We start from the raw sequence: 15,531 nt of genomic DNA, 5'->3' as shown, positions 1-15,531 counted from the left end.
TATGTCTCAACATAAACAAGAAATATCAGCCCCGAAATCAGGGCTGATATTTCTGAATTGATGATATCAGTTATAGATAATGGTAAAGGTTGACACGGAATTGGCAGGGCCTGCGGTTACGGCCGCTTGCGTCTGAATATAACGTGCACCAAATTCCAGATCGTTTACCGTACTGCCAGCCGTTAACGGGTACTGGCGAGAAGGGGTATACAGACTGACGGGTTGCCCGGCGGTGTCGAGCAGCTGAATTGCCACACCGGTCGCGGCATCCGCATCTCGCGTTAACGCCAGTGTGGAATTGTTATCTGCATCCGGCGTCCCGCCGAAGTTAACCGCAGCAGAGGTGACCGTTTCCGGGCAATTGGTTAGCTGAATGTCGAACTTTGTTGCGGTGCTGGTTGAGCCTGTGCCGGTAAAGAGGGTTTTCGACACCTTACCTAACTGCACATCCAGAGGATTACTCAAACCGTTCGTTACCTGACAAGCGGAATCGATAATTTCGCCGCTAAAGTTAATCTGTCCTTCGCCATTTGTGGCCGCAAAGGCGGACGCGGCGCATCCTGCCATTGCGGCGATGAATAAACTTAAAGCCACCTTGTTCATAATCAATCCTGGTTTCTATCTTCAATAACAATCCGGTGTTTATTTAATCAGAATGTCTCCTGATAAGAATCTTTTGCCCGATTCACAAATATGCTCGATAAATCTTGCGTAATTTATTCTTGTGTTAAAACAGCCTGTTAATGGCGAAGGATAAAAAGCTATCGGCCGGGTCTTTATCAGGGCTATAGTGTTTAAAACATGTCGTAAAGGAGAAATCCCGTGGATTACCGTAAAATTATCAAAGAGGTAGGGCGTGGTAAGAACCATGCGCGCGACCTGGATCAGGAGACCGCCCGCATGCTTTATACCCATATGCTGGACGGAGAAGTTCCCGACCTGGAGATGGGCGGTATTCTGATCGCGCTACGAATTAAAGGTGAAGGCGAAGCGGAGATGCGGGGTTTTTACGACGCGATGCAGGCCCGCACCCTGCGCCTGACGCCGCCTGCTCTCAAGCCGATGCCAATCGTAATCCCCACCTACAACGGCGCACGCAAACAGGCCAACCTGACCCCGCTGCTGGCTATTCTGCTGCGAAAGCTAGGGTTCCCGGTGGTGGTGCACGGCGTCAGTGAAGATCCCACCCGCGTGCTGACAGAAACCATTTTCACTCTGCTGGGCATTGAGCCGACCCTGCACGGCGGTCAGGCGCAGGCGAAGCTCGAGGGGCATCACCCGGTCTATATCCCGATCAGCACCCTCTGCCCGCCGCTGGAAAAACAGCTGGCGATGCGCTGGCGCATGGGGGTGCGTAACAGCGCCCATACCCTTGCCAAGCTGGCGACGCCTTTTGCGGAGGATGCCGCGCTGCGCCTCTCCAGCGTCTCGCACCCGGAATATGTCACGCGCGTGGCGACCTTTTTTGCCGATATCGGTGGCCGGGGGCTGTTGATGCACGGCACCGAAGGGGAGGTGTACGCCAACCCGCAACGCTGCCCGCAGCAAACCCTGATTGATCCCACGGCGGGTACACGGGTGATACTGGAGCGTGGGGAAGAGAACACCGACGTCTCCCTGCCGCAGGCGAAAGATCCTGAAACCACTGCCCGCTGGATAGAAAGTTGCCTGGCCGGACGCGAAGCGGTGCCGCACTCCCTGAAGCTCCAGATGGCCTGCTGCCTGCTGGCGACCGGTGAGGTGGAGACGGTTGACGCCGGACTGGCGCGGGTTAACCAGAGTTTTTAGCGAAAAAAAAGCCCGTCCAGCGATGGACGGGCCAAAAAAATAACAACAGGGTCAATGAGGGTTGGAGCAGCCCACCAGCGAACTGGCGAGCAGGGCAGAGATAAGGGTCAGGTTACTTGTAGATAACCGCAGTACCGCTCAGTTTATTGTTGGTGTTAGCGGAGGTAATGGTGTAACCGGTCGCGCCAGCCGCTTCAGCTTTTGCTGCCAGGCGTGCTTCCAGACCGTCCAGCGTGGTCGCGCCTTCAGCACTCACCACACCGATTTTGTTCATGCTGTTTGCCTGGGCAGCGGTAAGAGATTCCGCAGCGAAAGCACCGAAAGATAGAGTCGTCAGGGCAACAGCAGCAACAGCATATTTGATGGTTTTCATGGTTAATCTCTCGCAGGTTATTCTGTTAAGGGGACGTTGTTCCGTCGATGTGATAAGTATCACGCTTTTTTGCGAAAGATAAAATCGAAGAGAATTGACGACATCATTCGAAAAATTTGAATGACAAATAAGTTATTGAATATTAATAAATTCAGTGAATGCCTTTACGCTTCTTGCCATTGCGCTTTACAGACGCAACGGTAAGGGCACATTTTGCCAAACCTGTGGTGAAAATTCGTGCACAAGAACGTAACCGCTTGCGTGGTAAACCCGCCGCCATGCCAGTCATCGCAACTGGCTGTCTTTCGATCCCCTACGATTATATCCTGCATGGGATGCGTTATGTGAATCTTTCTCCTGCTGGCAGGCGATGCACAGCCGGACGCCGGGTACGGCTTTGCGCCGCGCCTCGGGGATGGGCTCCCCGCACTCCTCACAGGTTTTCAGGCTTTCGCCTTGCGGAATTTCGCCTCGCGCCCGCGCAACAGCATCTTCAATGGTACTGTTGATCTGTTCATTCACGGCGTCATCATTCGCCCAACCGGAAGCCATAGACCCCTCCTGACAGGATATTGCGCTATCCAGTAACTATGGGGTCAAAAAACGCACAATCAAGGCGCGGGGCTAGATTTCAGACCATTCGCGCAGCAGGTTGTGGTAAAGGTTGAGCAGGGAGAGCACTTCGTCGCTTTCACCGTGACGGGCGCGCAAAGCCTGGATGTTACGGTCCAGATCGAACAGCATGCCGCGCTTTTTATCATCGCGGATCATCGACTGGATCCACATAAAGGAGGCCACCCGCACGCCCGCGGTAACCGGGGTAACGCAATGCAGGCTGCTGGAGGGGTAGAGCACCAGATCCCCCGCCGGGAGCTTGACGCTGTGCTGGCCATATGTGTCGTTCACCACCAGCTCGCCGCCTTCGTAGCTGTCGGGGTCGCTTAAAAAGAGGGTGGCGGAGAGATCGGTGCGCATCCAGCCGCTCTGGGGGTGGCTACGTACGGCCCCGTCAACGTGAAACCCGTAGGTCTCCTGTTGCTGATAGCGGTTGAACAGCGGGCTGGAGATCTGACGCGGCAGGGCAGCGGCAAAAAAGAGCGCGTGCTGATTCACCGCCTGCAATACCGCCGCCTGCAAACTGGCGTACAGCGGGCTTTGGGTATCGACCTGTTGGTTATTTTTAACCTGTGCGCCCTGGTTGCCCACGGTGGCACGGCCGTCGACCCAGGGAGCCTGATCCAGCTGGGCGCGGAACTGCGCCACCTCATCGGCGTTCAGCACGCCCGGAATGTGATACATCATAAAAGGTTCTCCGAAAGGTGGGGCCGAAGCCCCACGCGGGATCAGAAGTGCATGTTCGCCGTTAACATAAAGGTGCGCGGCTCGCCCGGATGGTAGCGGTAACCACTCTTGTTGATGGACGCGACATAGTCTTCATCAAACAGGTTGTAGACGTTGAGCTGCATATCGAGGTTGCGGTTAACGCGATAGCCCAGTTTGGCATCGGCCACCCAGTAACCTTCCGTGAATGACGGAGTACCCACCGCACCGTCAGAGCCGCGGTGCATACTGCCGATATAGCGTGCGCCAGCACCGACGGAGATCGCATCCGTGGCCTGGTACTGGCTCCACAGCGTAAAGGCATGTTCTGGAGTGTACGGCAGGGAAGAGGTGCCATCCTGCGCCACGTTGTTACCGGTGCGCACGCTGGCGTGCTGCTGGGTATAACCGCCGATCACCTGCCAGGCCGGAGTAATGTTACCTGCGGCAGAGAGTTCATACCCTTCAACACGTTTTTTACCGTACTGCGAATAAGTGCCGTCATCGTTCTGCTCGACTTCGTTTTCGATGTCGGTGCGGAAGATGGCCGCGGTCAGGAGCAGACGCTTATCCAGCACTTCCCACTTGGTGCCCAGCTCGCTGGTTTTGGCCTTCTGCGGTTTAAAGTCCGTGCGGTTGGCACTGCTGCCGGTGCCGCCCTGTGCCAGCGCGAAGTTATTGCCGCCTGGCGGCTGCTGGGAGATGGCATAGTTGACGTACACGTTGCCGTGCTCGGTCAGATGATAGAGCGCCCCGGCTTTCCAGTTGACCAGGTTGCCCGACGTTGCCGTGTCTACCGTGGTGACCGGAGAGCCTTTAGGCGTGCCAGCCGGGCAGGCAACAGCCCCGCGACCTGTGCCGCCGCAGACGCTGGCGCTGTCATATTCGGTATGGTAGGTGTCGAGACGAATGCCGCCATTCAGCTCAAAATCACGGGTGATTTGCAGCGTATCGAAGGCGTACAGACCGAAGGTATCGGTCTGGCCGTTGGCGTTAGCACCGTTGTTATCCAGCCCGCCCAGGCTGACGTTGCTGTTCGGGTGATAGATGTTCACCGGCGGCGGAGTAATGGCATTCACGCCGTAGTTGGTCTGGGTTTCGCGGGTGAATTCCACCCCGGTGCTGATATCGTGGCCGACGCTGCCGGTAAAGAATTTGGTCGTCAGGTTGGTCTGGTTGGTGAGGATCTTATTGCTGACATCTTTGGTGTTAGCGAGACGCGACCAGGTCCAGGTATCCACGTTGTTGCGATCGGGCTGCGTAATGTTGGAGGCGCCGCCCATGACGGCGGTCATCAGGTAATCCTGCTTCACCCGTGACCAGCGCGTGGTGTTACGCACGGTGGTGTTGTCGTTAAAGTCGTGCTCAAAACGCATCGTGGCGGTGTCAGAGGTGGAGTCGTCGTAATCCGAATCGGTGCCGTAGAAGTTATTGGTATCCACTTTGCCCGAGTGATTCAGCGCCGCGGTCCCCGCAGATGGCGCAGAGTAGCCCGGCAGCCCGATGGTCGGAATACCGCCATCCGGGGTGTTGTGCTGGGTCACGTGCAGGTAGTTCAGATACAGACGGTTTTCCGTTCCCAGGCCAAAAGCGAGGGAAGGGGCCACGCCGTAGCGTTCGTTCTTAACGTTATCGCGCCCTTCGTCATGGGTCTTTTCACCCATCAAGTTCAGACGAAACGCCGAGGTGTCACCCATCACCTGGTTAATGTCGAGGGTTCCACGACGCATGTACGCGCTGCCGATGCTGGCAGAGGCATCAATGCCTGAGTCCAGACGCGGCTGTTTGCTGATCATATTGATGGAGCCGCTGGGTGCGCTACGTCCGTAATCGCTGCCGGATGGCCCTTTAATCACTTCGACCTGTTCGGTGTTGAAGGTGTCGCGCGTGGTGGTGCTGATGTCGCGGATCCCGTCAACGTAAATGCTGTTCGAGGTATCTACCCCGCGCATGTACACCGCATCTCCGGTGGTGGAGTTGCCGTTTTCCCCGGCAAAGAAGGCCCCCACGCCTGGCACGTTTTTCAACGCGTCGGTCAGATTCGTGGTGCCCTGATCCTTTAATACCTGCTCGGAAATCACGGTCATGGTGCGGGTGGTGTCGGCCACCGGGCGGCTGAACTTCGCATCGGCAGATTTCTGCGGTGCATAGAGCGAAGGCTGCGCGGCTTCTACTACCAGGGTTTCATCAGACTTTTGTTCGTTATTATCCGCAGCCAGCGCACTCGCGACCGGGGTCAGACCGATACACAGGCCGGCGAAAAAGGTCAGCGAACTGAAGCTGTTCGGAACGTTGCGATTTTTATCCATATTGTTTAGCGACTTATAATTTTTAGAATCGAGTTTCCATTACGTTGTCAGGCAGGTCTGTGCCTTTTCCTGTGCCACGTGAATAACCGTAATGAACCTACAAATGATAATAATTGTGATAAACATTATCATTTGGCGTGACTTTTTATCACTCTCGCCAACAAAATGAAATACGTAAATTTACATTGCCTGCTAAAAAACTTCACAAAGTGGATTTTGGGCAAAAAATCAACTGCACCCGAGAGGATGCAGTCGTTATACAGGGAGGGAACTATTTGTAGATGGTGGCAGTACCAAACATGGTGTTATCGCCGCTGGCAGAGTTAACCACATAGCCTTTAGCACCTTGTTCACGCGCTTTTTCAGCGAGTTTATCCTGCAGATCGTCGAGGTCTCTTGCGCCCGAAGCCTGCACCGTTCCGGCTGGCCTGAGTTGGCTAGTATCGCCGCTATTGAGTGATTCAATCGACCATGCAGCAAACGACGCGCCTGCCAGTGAAGCGGCAGCGAGCATTACCAGGTATTTTTTCATAATCACTTCCTCTGATTGACAACGGGGTGATGCACACTAAGTGTAGAACGGGTCAGAGTGTGATTTAGTGCAAAAAATTGATGATGATCTGCTTATTTTTTGAACGACATATTTTGACAATTCTATGACAAATCAAATACATACAGGTCACTGATTTTTGGCGATTTATTCGCCAGTGCAGAGAAATATTTACCGTCGCGCCCGCAACGGGTATCTTACGCCGCTGTTTACAGGAGAACGCCATGACACCCGAGAAGCCGGGGTTGCACCCACGCAACCGCCACCGCAGCCGTTACGATATGAATGCCTTATGCGAGAGCTGTCCGGCATTGCGCGAATTTATCATTCAGAACCCAACGGGCGAGCCGACGGTGAACTTTGCCGATCCGCAGGCGGTGAAGACGCTGAACAAGGCGCTGCTTGCCCATTTCTACGGCGTGGCGCAGTGGGATATCCCGGACGGCTATCTCTGCCCGCCCGTGCCGGGGCGTGCCGACTATATTCACCATCTCGCCGATCTGCTGGCAGAAGGGAATAATGGCGCGGTGCCTGCCCAGGCGACCATCCTGGACATCGGTACTGGCTCTAATCTCATCTACCCGCTGATCGGTGCGCATGAATATGGCTGGCGCTTCACCGGCAGCGAAGTGGATCCGCAGGCGTATGCCAACGCCACCGCCATTATTAATGGCAACCCCGGCATGACCCGCGCCATTCGTCTGCGTCGTCAGAAAGAGCCTTCAGCGATTTTTGCCGGGGTGATCCATAAAAACGAACAGTACGATGCCACCCTGTGCAATCCGCCGTTCCACGATTCGGCAGAAGCAGCCCGGGCCGGCAGCGAGCGTAAGCGCCGTAACCTCGGCCAGGCGGCAGATGCCGCGCTGAACTTTGGCGGCCAGCAGCAGGAGCTGTGGTGCGAAGGTGGCGAAGTGGCCTTTATCACGAAGATGATTGCCGAGAGCGCCCAGTTTGCCCGTCAGGTGAAGTGGTTTACCACGCTGGTGTCGCGCGGTGAAAACCTGCCGCCACTGTACCGCGCGCTGACGGAAGTCGGTGCGGTCAAAGTGGTGAAAAAAGAGATGGCCCAGGGCCAGAAGCAGAGCCGCTTCATTGCCTGGACCTTTATGGATAACGACAAGCGTCGCCAGCGTTAACAGGTGAGGCCCGATACGCATAGCGGCATCGGGCACGTCTGACGGCACCGTCCGTTACAGGGTAGGCTCCTGCGGCGAAGGCGGTGTCGGGCCAGGGGACGGCAGCAGCTGATACATCTGCACCGGCATCCGTACCTCTGCCAGATCGAAATGTTTTTTCACCATGCTGTCGAGGGCGAAACGCACCGTCCACTGCTTCAGCGGCTGGGTGGTGAACGACACGCGCAGCGTAAAGGCGGTGCTGGTCAGCCCGACAATCCCGGCGAACGACGGCTCGCCAATAATCAGGCCGCGAATATCCTCTTTCTCCAGCAGTTCATCCACCGCCGCTTTCAGCGCCTGCTTCGCTTTCTCGGCATCTTCATGCCTGTCCACGTCGTAGTTCGCCACTACCGAACCGATACCACGAACAAAGTTGGCGAAGGTGGTAATCGAAGACCACGGAATAATGTGGTACGCGCCGGTATCCTGTCGCACCCCGACGGAACGAATCGACATCCGCTCTACCGTGCCGGTCAGCGGCCCGATGGTCACCAGATCCCCGGTGTTCATCCCGTTTTCAAACTGAATAAAGATGCCGGTGATGATGTCTTTTACCAGCGTCTGGGAACCAAAGGAGATCGCCAGCCCCAGTGCCCCGGCACCCGCCAGCAGCGGGGCGATGTTCACGCCGATTTCCGACAGCACAATCATGATGGTAATGGTGCTGATCACCACCGCCAGGGCGTTACGGAACAGCGTCAGCAGCGTGCGGGCGCGGGCGCTGGGCAGGGGGCGGCCATGAATATCCGAGGCCAGCCGGTTCTCGATCAGGCTCGCCAGTATCGTCCAGCCAATGGCGGAGAAGAACAGGATCAGCGCGATGCGGATCAGAATATCCACCGTCTTTTCACCGGCACCGTTATGCAGCCAGTTCCAGAGGTCGAATAACCCCCAGGCGCTGAGCAGCAACATGATGGCGACACAGACCGTCAGGATCCGCGCCACCTTCAGCGACACGGAGAGCCAACCGTTAATCCGCTTTTGCAGCTCCGGGTAGCTGCGCTGCACGTGCGGCGACAGGGTAATGGTTTTAGCCAGCCAGCGTGAGAGCAGCCCGGAGACGAACGCGGCGATCCCGACGATGGCCAGACTGCGGAAGGTAGCCCCCATCATAAACTTCAGGCTGTTTCCCGGATCGAACAGGGAGAAGAAGCAGAGCACGATAAAATAGGCGCTCGCCAGCCAGTGCCACACCAGGGCGAACGCGCGAATAAACAGGCTGAAGAAGGCGAGGGAGCGGTCGGCAAGGTGGAGCAGCCCCTCGGTAATGGCGCGTTTATTGTGGAAAATCAGGTACAGCGCCCAGACGGTGATGCACAGCATAATCAGCACGTTGGCCAGTGCCCCAATCTGCACGTTAACCTGGTTGGAGATAATGGGCACGGCAACCAGCAGACCATAGCCAATCATGCCGCTGAGAATGCTCAGGCGTAGCGACCAGTAGTGTGCGGCGCGATCGCTAATGGCAAAGGGGCGCAGGTCCGGTACCCGTGGGCAGAATATCAGCCGCAGGATCGCTTTGAAGAACTCAATGAGCGCGAAGGCGTTGAGGAACAGCGCCTGCTGGAAGGCGATGGTGGGGTTGCCGGTATTAAGATATTCGCTGAGGATTTGACCAATAAACAGGGTTAGCGCGAGCAGCAGCAGGTCGATAATAAAGGCGCTGGCGATGGTCAGCGGCAGGTGGAACCAGCTGCTGGTTTCCCGGTTCTTTCTGCGCCCCCAGGTGCCCATTTTGCGGTACAGCGGCAAGGCGCAGAGCCTGACCAGCCAGTAGAAGGCAAAGACTAGCCCGGCGAGGATCAAAAACTGCCGCGCGGCCACGACGAATGTCTGCGGGTTAAAGGGCTTGTGCGGGGAACCGATCAGGTTGCGGTATAGCTGGGCAAAACGGGAGGAGAGTGCATCGCCGTAATGACGGCTGATGTCGGTCAGGTTCTCCAGCACGGTCTTTTCTTCCACGATCTCCGGCGGCGTAATTTTGGGCACCGGCTCCTGTGGGGGCGTGGCGGCGACGCTGCGCAGCTGGGTGATCAGCTCCTGGCGCGAGGCATCATTTTCCAGCACGTCTGCCAGCGCGGAATAGGCGGCTTTTTTCTGCTCAACGTCCGGCTCGGCGGGCGGGGTTGTCGCGTCAGTCGCGGTAGCAGCAGGAACGCCGGGCAGGCTAACGGCCTGGGCAGGCAGGCAAAACAGGCTTATCAGGAGCAGCAAGATCCACGGCACGGCGTCCTCCGGTGACAATATTGTGCAAAGTGATAAGTATAGAAGGCGCGCAGAAGCGGGGGGTTTTTGGGACGATTCCAGGGATAAAATCGTAACAGTCGCAAAACCCTGGGTCGGGCAAGCGCCAGCGCCGCCTGACAACAGCGACAAAAAAGCCGGGCGGCGGCGACGCCTTACCCGGCCTGAAGTACGAACAGAGCTGTCATCAGGAAACGTGTTGCAGGAACTCCTGAAGACGCTGGCTCGGTGGGTTCTCGATCAACGTCTGCGGATTGCCATCTTCGGCAATACGGCCTTTGTCGATGAAAATCAGACGTGAGGCCACTTTTTCGGCAAAGCCGATTTCGTGGGTCACGATCACCATCGTCATCCCTTCTTCCGCCAGATCCTGCATAACCTTCAGCACTTCGTGGCGCAGTTCCGGGTCGAGGGCCGAGGTTGGCTCATCGAACAGCATCATTTTCGGTTTAACCGCCAGCGCACGGGCAATGGCCACGCGCTGCTGCTGGCCACCGGAAAGCTCGGACGGGTAGTGATGTCCGCGCTCCGCCAGACCCACTTTCGCCAGTAGCTCTTTTGCAAGCCGCTCGGCGGCCGCTTTGTCGGCACCGCGCACGCGCAGCGGACCGAACATCACGTTCTCCAGCGCCGTCAGGTGTGGGAAGAGGTAGAACTGCTGGAACACCATCCCGGCTTCCTGGCGGATCAGTCGCTCGTCCACTTTCGGGTCGTTGACCTTCAGGCCATCGACAATCAGATCGCCGCTGGTGATCTCTTCCAGTTTGTTGATGCAGCGCAGCAGCGTCGATTTACCGGAACCGGACGGCCCGATAATCACCACCACTTCACCGGTCTGGATCTGCAGATCGATATTGTGCAGCACCTGGGTCTGGCCAAAGTGCTTGGAAACGTTTTTAAATTCAATCACAGGATTTTCATCCTTCTTTCAAGACGACGCAGCACGAAGCTCAGTGCCAGGGTAATAATGAGATAGACCACTGCTACGGCGCTCCAGATCTCCAGGGCGCGGAAGTTACCGGCGATGATCTCCTGGCCCTGACGGGTCAGTTCAGCGACGCCGATAACAATGAACAGGGACGTATCTTTAATGCTGATGATCCACTGGTTGCCCAGCGGCGGCAGCATACGACGCAGCGCCAGAGGCAGGATCACGTGGCGGATGGTTTCGCGACGGGAAAGCCCCAGCGCCAGACCGGCCTCGCTAAAGCCTTTGTGAATCGACAGCACCGCACCGCGGGTGATCTCAGCGATATAAGCACCCGAGTTGATCATAATGGTGACGACCGCCGCGCTGAACGGATCAATGCGCAGATCGGTAAACGCCATAGGCAGGGCGAAGTAGATAAACATCACCTGCACCACAATTGGCGTGCCGCGAATCACTTCGATGAAAACCAGTGCGATGTGGTTGGCAATCCAGCCGCCGTAGGTGCGGGCGAAACCGGCGACGAGGCCGATAATTAACCCGCCAACCAGACCGAGGACCGAAATCCAGAGGGTCATTTTGGCGCCTTCAAGCAACAGAGGAATGGCAGGCCAGATGGCGCTCCAGTCAAACTCCATGATGTGTTCCTGTATACCGTGGTGAAAACAACAGGGGGCGAAGCACGCCCCCAGGATAAAAAGTGCTCAAAACGTCATTATTATTTTGGCTCAGTTCCGAACCATTTTTTGTAAATTTCGTTGTAAGTGCCGTTGTCGCGCAGGGTTTTCAGCGCGCCGTTCACTTTAGTACGCAGATCGTCGCTGCCTTTCGGGAAGGCGATACCGTATTCCTGTGCTTCCAGGGATTCACCTACCGCTTTGAACTTGCCGTTACCTGCGGTTTTGATGAAGTACAGAATGTTTGGCGTGTCGTGCAGCACGGCGTCAGCACGGTTGGTGCCGAGTTCCATGTAGGCGTTGTCGATGTTCGGGAACTGGCGCAGGTCTTTGGTTTTGATATTGGCTTTCGCGTAATCAACAGAACCGGTACCGCTCTTCACCGCGACCACTTTACCGTCGAGATCTTTCGCGCTCTTCACGTCGTTGTTGTCAGCTTTGACCATTACCAGCAGGCCGCTTTTGTAGTAGCCATCAGAGAAGTCGATAGCTTTTTTACGTGCGTCAGTGATGGTGATACCGGCCAGCGCCAGGTCAACGTTTTTGGTTTGCAGTGCCGGAACGATGCCGCTGAAGTCCATTGGCTTCAGGGTGTAGTCCAGTTTCAGTTCTTTCGCGATGGCTGCCCACAGATCCACGTCAAAACCAACGTACTGATCGCCTTGTTTAAATTCAAACGGTACGAAGGCGGTGTCGGTGGCAACAATCAGTTTTTTATCAGCAGCCTGAGAAGAAACGGCAAAAGCCAGGGTAAGTGCAGCCAGTGAAACTTTTAATACAGACTTCATAGCATTTCCTTTTATATCCACGGGGCGATCCCCTGCGAGAACGAACGGCTCTATGAAAAAAACGTGCCAACTTTGCAACAGGTTGTTTTTAAAAGGCCAATACGAATTTCATTGCACAAAATGTGGAGCAATGGCGCTGAAATGCACCATAACGAAGCCCTGTTTTGGTGCATGGCAACGCCATCACTGACCGTTAAGCTATTAAGCGCAAATATTGATGAGAAAACAATCTTTCGTTAACGATTGTGTGAGGTGATTATTACAAATGCTTTACGTTTGCGGCGGGGAGGGCGAAATTGCTGCACTATAAAAGTGCAAAACCCCCGCCAGAAGCGAGGGTGTGATAGCAAAATGCTATGGATTACTCGATGTTAGACTCGATGAACCACAGGAACTGATCCATGTCGCGGGAAGCCGCGGTCAGGATGTCAGCGGTATCTTCATCTTTAACTTCACCGATCGCTTTACGAACGTCGTTTGCAACGACAGCATAACGATCCGCCAGCTCTTTCAGATGTTCCTGCACGCTGTGAATATCCAGCGGGTAGCTTTTCAGCGCCGTTTTGCTGTTGATCACCTGAGTGGTGCCCAGCGCCACGCCGCCCAGCTGTACAGCACGTTCAGCCATGGTATCCAGGTGGGTAGTCAGTGCAGTACGGAAGCCATCCAGCATCTCGTGTACAGCAATAAAGTTAGCGCCACGCATATTCCAGTGCGCCTGTTTAGTAATCAGTGACAGATCAATAAACTGGATCACCTGGCGATTCAGCAACTCAATTGTCGCTTTCTTATCGCTGTCAGAGACATCGTTACGGGTATAGAGCAGATTAGGTGCTTTCGTTTTTACCAGTTTAGCGGTAGGCATAATCTCATTTCCTCTTGATGTTGGCGTCCAAAGTAATTTCCGAAATCAAGTATAGCACCGGCTATAGAAGGTGCGATTGGGTCCTGCCTATTGGTTTAATAGTGAAAGGCGGGTTGTGATAGTTAAATTACTGAAATGATTAACTTATTTTTATTTATGGGTAAATTTATCTTATTTTTAACGGGCGGGTGAGAAGGTAAGGCGATATTTCAAAATAATGACGGTTATTGCGAATGGGAATATTTTGCCGGGAAGTGGCTTCCCGGCCAAATAATTTTGGCTAGCGGATATCCACTTCTTCGACTTTACTCTCCCGGCGCAGGGTGAGCGTCGATCCCATCGATGCGGCAATGATGGAGCAGAGCGCCAGCGTCTGGGTAAAGGTGAGGGATTCGCCCAGGAACACCATCCCGGACATCGCCGCCAGCGCGGGTTCCATGCTCATCAGGGTGCCAAAGATGCGCGTTGGGAGGCGCGTCAGGGCAATCATCTCCAGCGAGTAGGGGAGCGCGGTTGAGAGCACCGCCACCGCCAGACCTACCGGCAGGATCGACCACTGCCAGATAGACTCGGTGGCCTGCGCCATCCCCAGCGGCACAAATATGATGGCGGCAATCAGAGACCCCAGCGCCACGGTGGCCGGGCCGTGCTCTTCGCCGGCACGCTGTCCGGTGAGGATATAGACCGCCCAGCAGGCTCCCGCCCCCAGAGCCAGTGCCGCGCCGGTCAGGTCGACGTGAGAGACGTCCTGCCCCAGCGGCAGCAGAAACCATAGCCCCAGTACCGCCAGCACCACCCAGACAAAATCGATCGGGCGACGTGAGGAGAACAGCGCCACCGCCAGCGGGCCGGTAAACTCCAGCGCCACAGCGATCCCCAGCGGCACCGTCTGAATCGACAGGTAGAAGAGATAGTTCATCGCCCCCAGCGACAGCCCGTACAGCAGCAGGGGCAGGCGCTGCTCTTTCTGGAAACGCAGTCGCCAGGGTTTAAAGATAACCACCAGGATTAAGGTGCCGAGTGCAATACGCAGCGCCGTGACGCCAGGCGCGCCCACCACCGGAAAGAGGGATTTAGCCAGCGAAGCACCACTCTGAATGGAGAGCATGGCAATAAGTATGACGATTACGGGCAACCAGACTGGCGCCCTGCGAGACAACCCAGGCATCCTTTCTCCTGTCAGTTTCTGTCAAAGGAAGTAAAGAGGGGGAGTGTAAAGGAAATATCGCCGCGCGGTTGAGTCTTTGTTGAAAAAAAAGTCGCCGGAAATCCGTAAAATGGCGTCATCCCAGTGGGTGATTTCTGTAACAGATTAGGAATCGTCTGGATGAATGTATTGTGACTGACGCGCAATATGCGCTTTTGAAACACAAATTTGGTGTTTTTTGAAGAAGATAGCTGTGGGTGGAAATGTTTGGTTACATGAAAACCTGCGTTAGACATCACGAAGCACAAAGAGTTTCACAAGATTTTTTGATATATTTAAAACTTACGGAATTACTTGAAGCACATTTGAGGTGGTTATGAAAAAAATTGCATGTCTTTCAGCACTGGCAGCTGTTCTGGCTGTTTCCGCAGGTTCCGCTGTAGCAGCGACCTCTACCGTGACTGGCGGTTACGCTCAGAGCGATATGCAGGGCGTCATGAACAAAACCAACGGTTTCAACCTGAAATATCGCTACGAGCAGGACAACAACCCGCTGGGTGCCATCGGTTCCTTCACCTACACTGAGAAAGACCGTTCTGAAGACGGCGCTTACAACAAAGCTCAGTACTACGGCATCACCGCTGGCCCGGCTTACCGTCTGAACGACTGGGCAAGCATCTACGGTGTTGTGGGTGTTGGCTACGGTAAATTCCAGCAGACTGAAAACCAGGGCTTCAACCGCTCTGCAAGCACCAGCGACTACGGTTTCTCCTATGGCGCAGGTATGCAGTTCAACCCAGTTGAAAACGTTGCGCTGGACTTCTCCTATGAGCAGAGCCGCATCCGTAACGTTGATGTTGGCACCTGGATCGCAGGCGTAGGTTACCGCTTCTAATCACTTCGGTGAGCTAGTAAAAAACCCGCTTCGGCGGGTTTTTTTGTTTTTGTTCTTTACCTGAGGGGTGAGGGAAACATGTAGCAGAAGTGGTAGTTCCGTTCACCTCGCATCCCTTACTTCTCCGATACACCTGAATCTATCGTTAGGGGGAACATGTGGAAAATGTGGTAGTTCCGTTCACCTCACGTTCCTTACTTCTCTGATATACCTGAACCGGTGAACGTGCCAGGGTGGCTCAATCGCCACCACCCTGGCGACCCGGGCTACCGGCAAGAAAATCGCCGCTTCGCGGTGCACTCAGCTTATTCCTCCAGGCTTTCGGGTCGGGCACCAGCCTGCATCCCTGCAGGCTATGCCCTCTCGGCGCGTCCCTGCGCCTCGCCCCGGCCTTGCGGAAACGCTTCATCGATTTTCAGCCGGACCAGGCCATCGCTGTTGTCTCTGAGCCATTCTTGTACTCTGT

General features: G+C 55.4%; 15 protein-coding genes. 3 read left to right on the top strand and 12 right to left on the bottom strand.

The genetic code is table 11. The features are described 5' to 3' along the window. Positions 1-66: 66 nt before the first annotated feature. Positions 67-603, bottom strand: a complete 537-nt coding sequence (locus ABIE02_RS04500; RefSeq protein WP_032617161.1) for a fimbrial protein — start codon at positions 601-603, stop codon at positions 67-69. Positions 604-822: 219 nt separating this feature from the next. On the opposite strand from ABIE02_RS04500, the gene ybiB reads away from it, so the two are divergent. Continuing rightward, on the top strand, positions 823-1,788 hold the full coding sequence (gene ybiB / locus ABIE02_RS04495; protein ID WP_032617162.1) for a DNA-binding protein YbiB: 966 nt from the start codon (positions 823-825) through the stop codon (positions 1,786-1,788). Positions 1,789-1,900: 112 nt separating this feature from the next. On the opposite strand, the gene ybiJ is transcribed toward ybiB, so the two are convergent. From ybiJ to mcbA, 5 genes are all read right to left on the bottom strand, one after another. Next, positions 1,901-2,161, bottom strand: coding sequence for a DUF1471 family protein YbiJ (gene ybiJ, locus ABIE02_RS04490; RefSeq protein ID WP_032617163.1), 261 nt, complete (start codon positions 2,159-2,161; stop codon positions 1,901-1,903). 285 nt (positions 2,162-2,446) lie between these two features. Continuing rightward, positions 2,447-2,713: a DksA/TraR family C4-type zinc finger protein gene (locus tag ABIE02_RS04485; RefSeq protein WP_032617164.1), complete on the bottom strand. Its 267-nt coding sequence runs from the start codon at positions 2,711-2,713 to the stop codon at positions 2,447-2,449. A 72-nt stretch (positions 2,714-2,785) separates the two neighbouring features. Continuing rightward, a complete protein-coding gene (ybiX, locus tag ABIE02_RS04480) occupies positions 2,786-3,463 on the bottom strand; it encodes a PKHD-type hydroxylase YbiX (protein ID WP_032617165.1) in 678 nt (225 codons plus the stop codon). 41 nt (positions 3,464-3,504) lie between these two features. After that, positions 3,505-5,790, bottom strand: coding sequence for a catecholate siderophore receptor Fiu (locus ABIE02_RS04475; RefSeq protein WP_059308452.1), 2,286 nt, complete (start codon positions 5,788-5,790; stop codon positions 3,505-3,507). Between the two features lie 271 nt (positions 5,791-6,061). Next, a complete protein-coding gene (mcbA, locus tag ABIE02_RS04470) occupies positions 6,062-6,322 on the bottom strand; it encodes a DUF1471 family periplasmic protein McbA (protein ID WP_032617167.1) in 261 nt (86 codons plus the stop codon). Between the two features lie 242 nt (positions 6,323-6,564). On the opposite strand from mcbA, the gene rlmF reads away from it, so the two are divergent. After that, positions 6,565-7,479 (top strand): 23S rRNA (adenine(1618)-N(6))-methyltransferase RlmF, encoded by a 915-nt coding sequence (gene rlmF, locus ABIE02_RS04465; RefSeq protein WP_032617169.1) that lies wholly within the window; start codon positions 6,565-6,567, stop codon positions 7,477-7,479. A gap of 54 nt (positions 7,480-7,533) precedes the next feature. Here rlmF and ybiO read toward each other — a convergent pair whose 3' ends face one another. The 6 genes from ybiO to rhtA form a co-directional block, all read right to left on the bottom strand. Continuing rightward, the gene (gene ybiO, locus ABIE02_RS04460) at positions 7,534-9,747 is read right to left on the bottom strand and encodes a mechanosensitive channel protein (RefSeq protein WP_032617170.1); all 2,214 of its coding nucleotides are present in this window, start codon (positions 9,745-9,747) and stop codon (positions 7,534-7,536) included. 205 nt (positions 9,748-9,952) lie between these two features. After that, entirely contained in the window at positions 9,953-10,675 is a 723-nt protein-coding gene (gene glnQ / locus ABIE02_RS04455; protein ID WP_032617171.1) for a glutamine ABC transporter ATP-binding protein GlnQ, read from the bottom strand. Next, a complete protein-coding gene (gene glnP, locus ABIE02_RS04450; protein WP_032617173.1) occupies positions 10,672-11,331 on the bottom strand; it encodes a glutamine ABC transporter permease GlnP in 660 nt (219 codons plus the stop codon). The genes glnQ and glnP overlap by 4 nt, the downstream gene beginning before the upstream one ends. 80 nt (positions 11,332-11,411) lie before the next feature. Next, positions 11,412-12,158: a glutamine ABC transporter substrate-binding protein GlnH gene (gene glnH / locus ABIE02_RS04445; RefSeq protein ID WP_032617174.1), complete on the bottom strand. Its 747-nt coding sequence runs from the start codon at positions 12,156-12,158 to the stop codon at positions 11,412-11,414. A gap of 361 nt (positions 12,159-12,519) precedes the next feature. After that, a complete protein-coding gene (gene dps / locus ABIE02_RS04440; RefSeq protein WP_336994757.1) occupies positions 12,520-13,023 on the bottom strand; it encodes a DNA starvation/stationary phase protection protein Dps in 504 nt (167 codons plus the stop codon). A gap of 280 nt (positions 13,024-13,303) precedes the next feature. Continuing rightward, positions 13,304-14,191, bottom strand: coding sequence for a threonine/homoserine exporter RhtA (gene rhtA / locus ABIE02_RS04435; RefSeq protein WP_032617176.1), 888 nt, complete (start codon positions 14,189-14,191; stop codon positions 13,304-13,306). 355 nt (positions 14,192-14,546) lie between these two features. On the opposite strand from rhtA, the gene ompX reads away from it, so the two are divergent. Next, positions 14,547-15,065 carry an outer membrane protein OmpX gene (ompX, locus tag ABIE02_RS04430; protein ID WP_032617177.1) on the top strand — a complete coding sequence of 173 codons (519 nt, stop codon included), beginning with the start codon at positions 14,547-14,549 and terminating at the stop codon, positions 15,063-15,065. Positions 15,066-15,531 lie beyond the last annotated feature (466 nt).

Origin of the sequence: Leclercia sp. 1548, assembly GCF_050435045.1 — a bacterium.
Taxonomy (GTDB): Bacteria; Pseudomonadota; Gammaproteobacteria; order Enterobacterales; family Enterobacteriaceae; genus Enterobacter; species Enterobacter adecarboxylatus.
The sequence above is the reverse complement of the archived record's forward strand: the minus strand, read 5'-3'. Positions and strand labels throughout refer to the sequence as shown.

Coding starts and splice junctions, on each gene's coding strand:
- ybiX (WP_032617165.1), bottom strand. CDS start 3,463: ATGATGTATCACATTCCGGGCGTGCTGAACGCCGATGAGGTGGCGCAG.
- ABIE02_RS04485 (WP_032617164.1), bottom strand. CDS start 2,713: ATGGCTTCCGGTTGGGCGAATGATGACGCCGTGAATGAACAGATCAAC.
- rhtA (WP_032617176.1), bottom strand. CDS start 14,191: ATGCCTGGGTTGTCTCGCAGGGCGCCAGTCTGGTTGCCCGTAATCGTC.
- ABIE02_RS04500 (WP_032617161.1), bottom strand. CDS start 603: ATGAACAAGGTGGCTTTAAGTTTATTCATCGCCGCAATGGCAGGATGC.
- mcbA (WP_032617167.1), bottom strand. CDS start 6,322: ATGAAAAAATACCTGGTAATGCTCGCTGCCGCTTCACTGGCAGGCGCG.
- ABIE02_RS04475 (WP_059308452.1), bottom strand. CDS start 5,790: ATGGATAAAAATCGCAACGTTCCGAACAGCTTCAGTTCGCTGACCTTT.
- glnP (WP_032617173.1), bottom strand. CDS start 11,331: ATGGAGTTTGACTGGAGCGCCATCTGGCCTGCCATTCCTCTGTTGCTT.
- ybiJ (WP_032617163.1), bottom strand. CDS start 2,161: ATGAAAACCATCAAATATGCTGTTGCTGCTGTTGCCCTGACGACTCTA.
- ompX (WP_032617177.1), top strand. CDS start 14,547: ATGAAAAAAATTGCATGTCTTTCAGCACTGGCAGCTGTTCTGGCTGTT.
- dps (WP_336994757.1), bottom strand. CDS start 13,023: ATGCCTACCGCTAAACTGGTAAAAACGAAAGCACCTAATCTGCTCTAT.
- rlmF (WP_032617169.1), top strand. CDS start 6,565: ATGACACCCGAGAAGCCGGGGTTGCACCCACGCAACCGCCACCGCAGC.
- glnH (WP_032617174.1), bottom strand. CDS start 12,158: ATGAAGTCTGTATTAAAAGTTTCACTGGCTGCACTTACCCTGGCTTTT.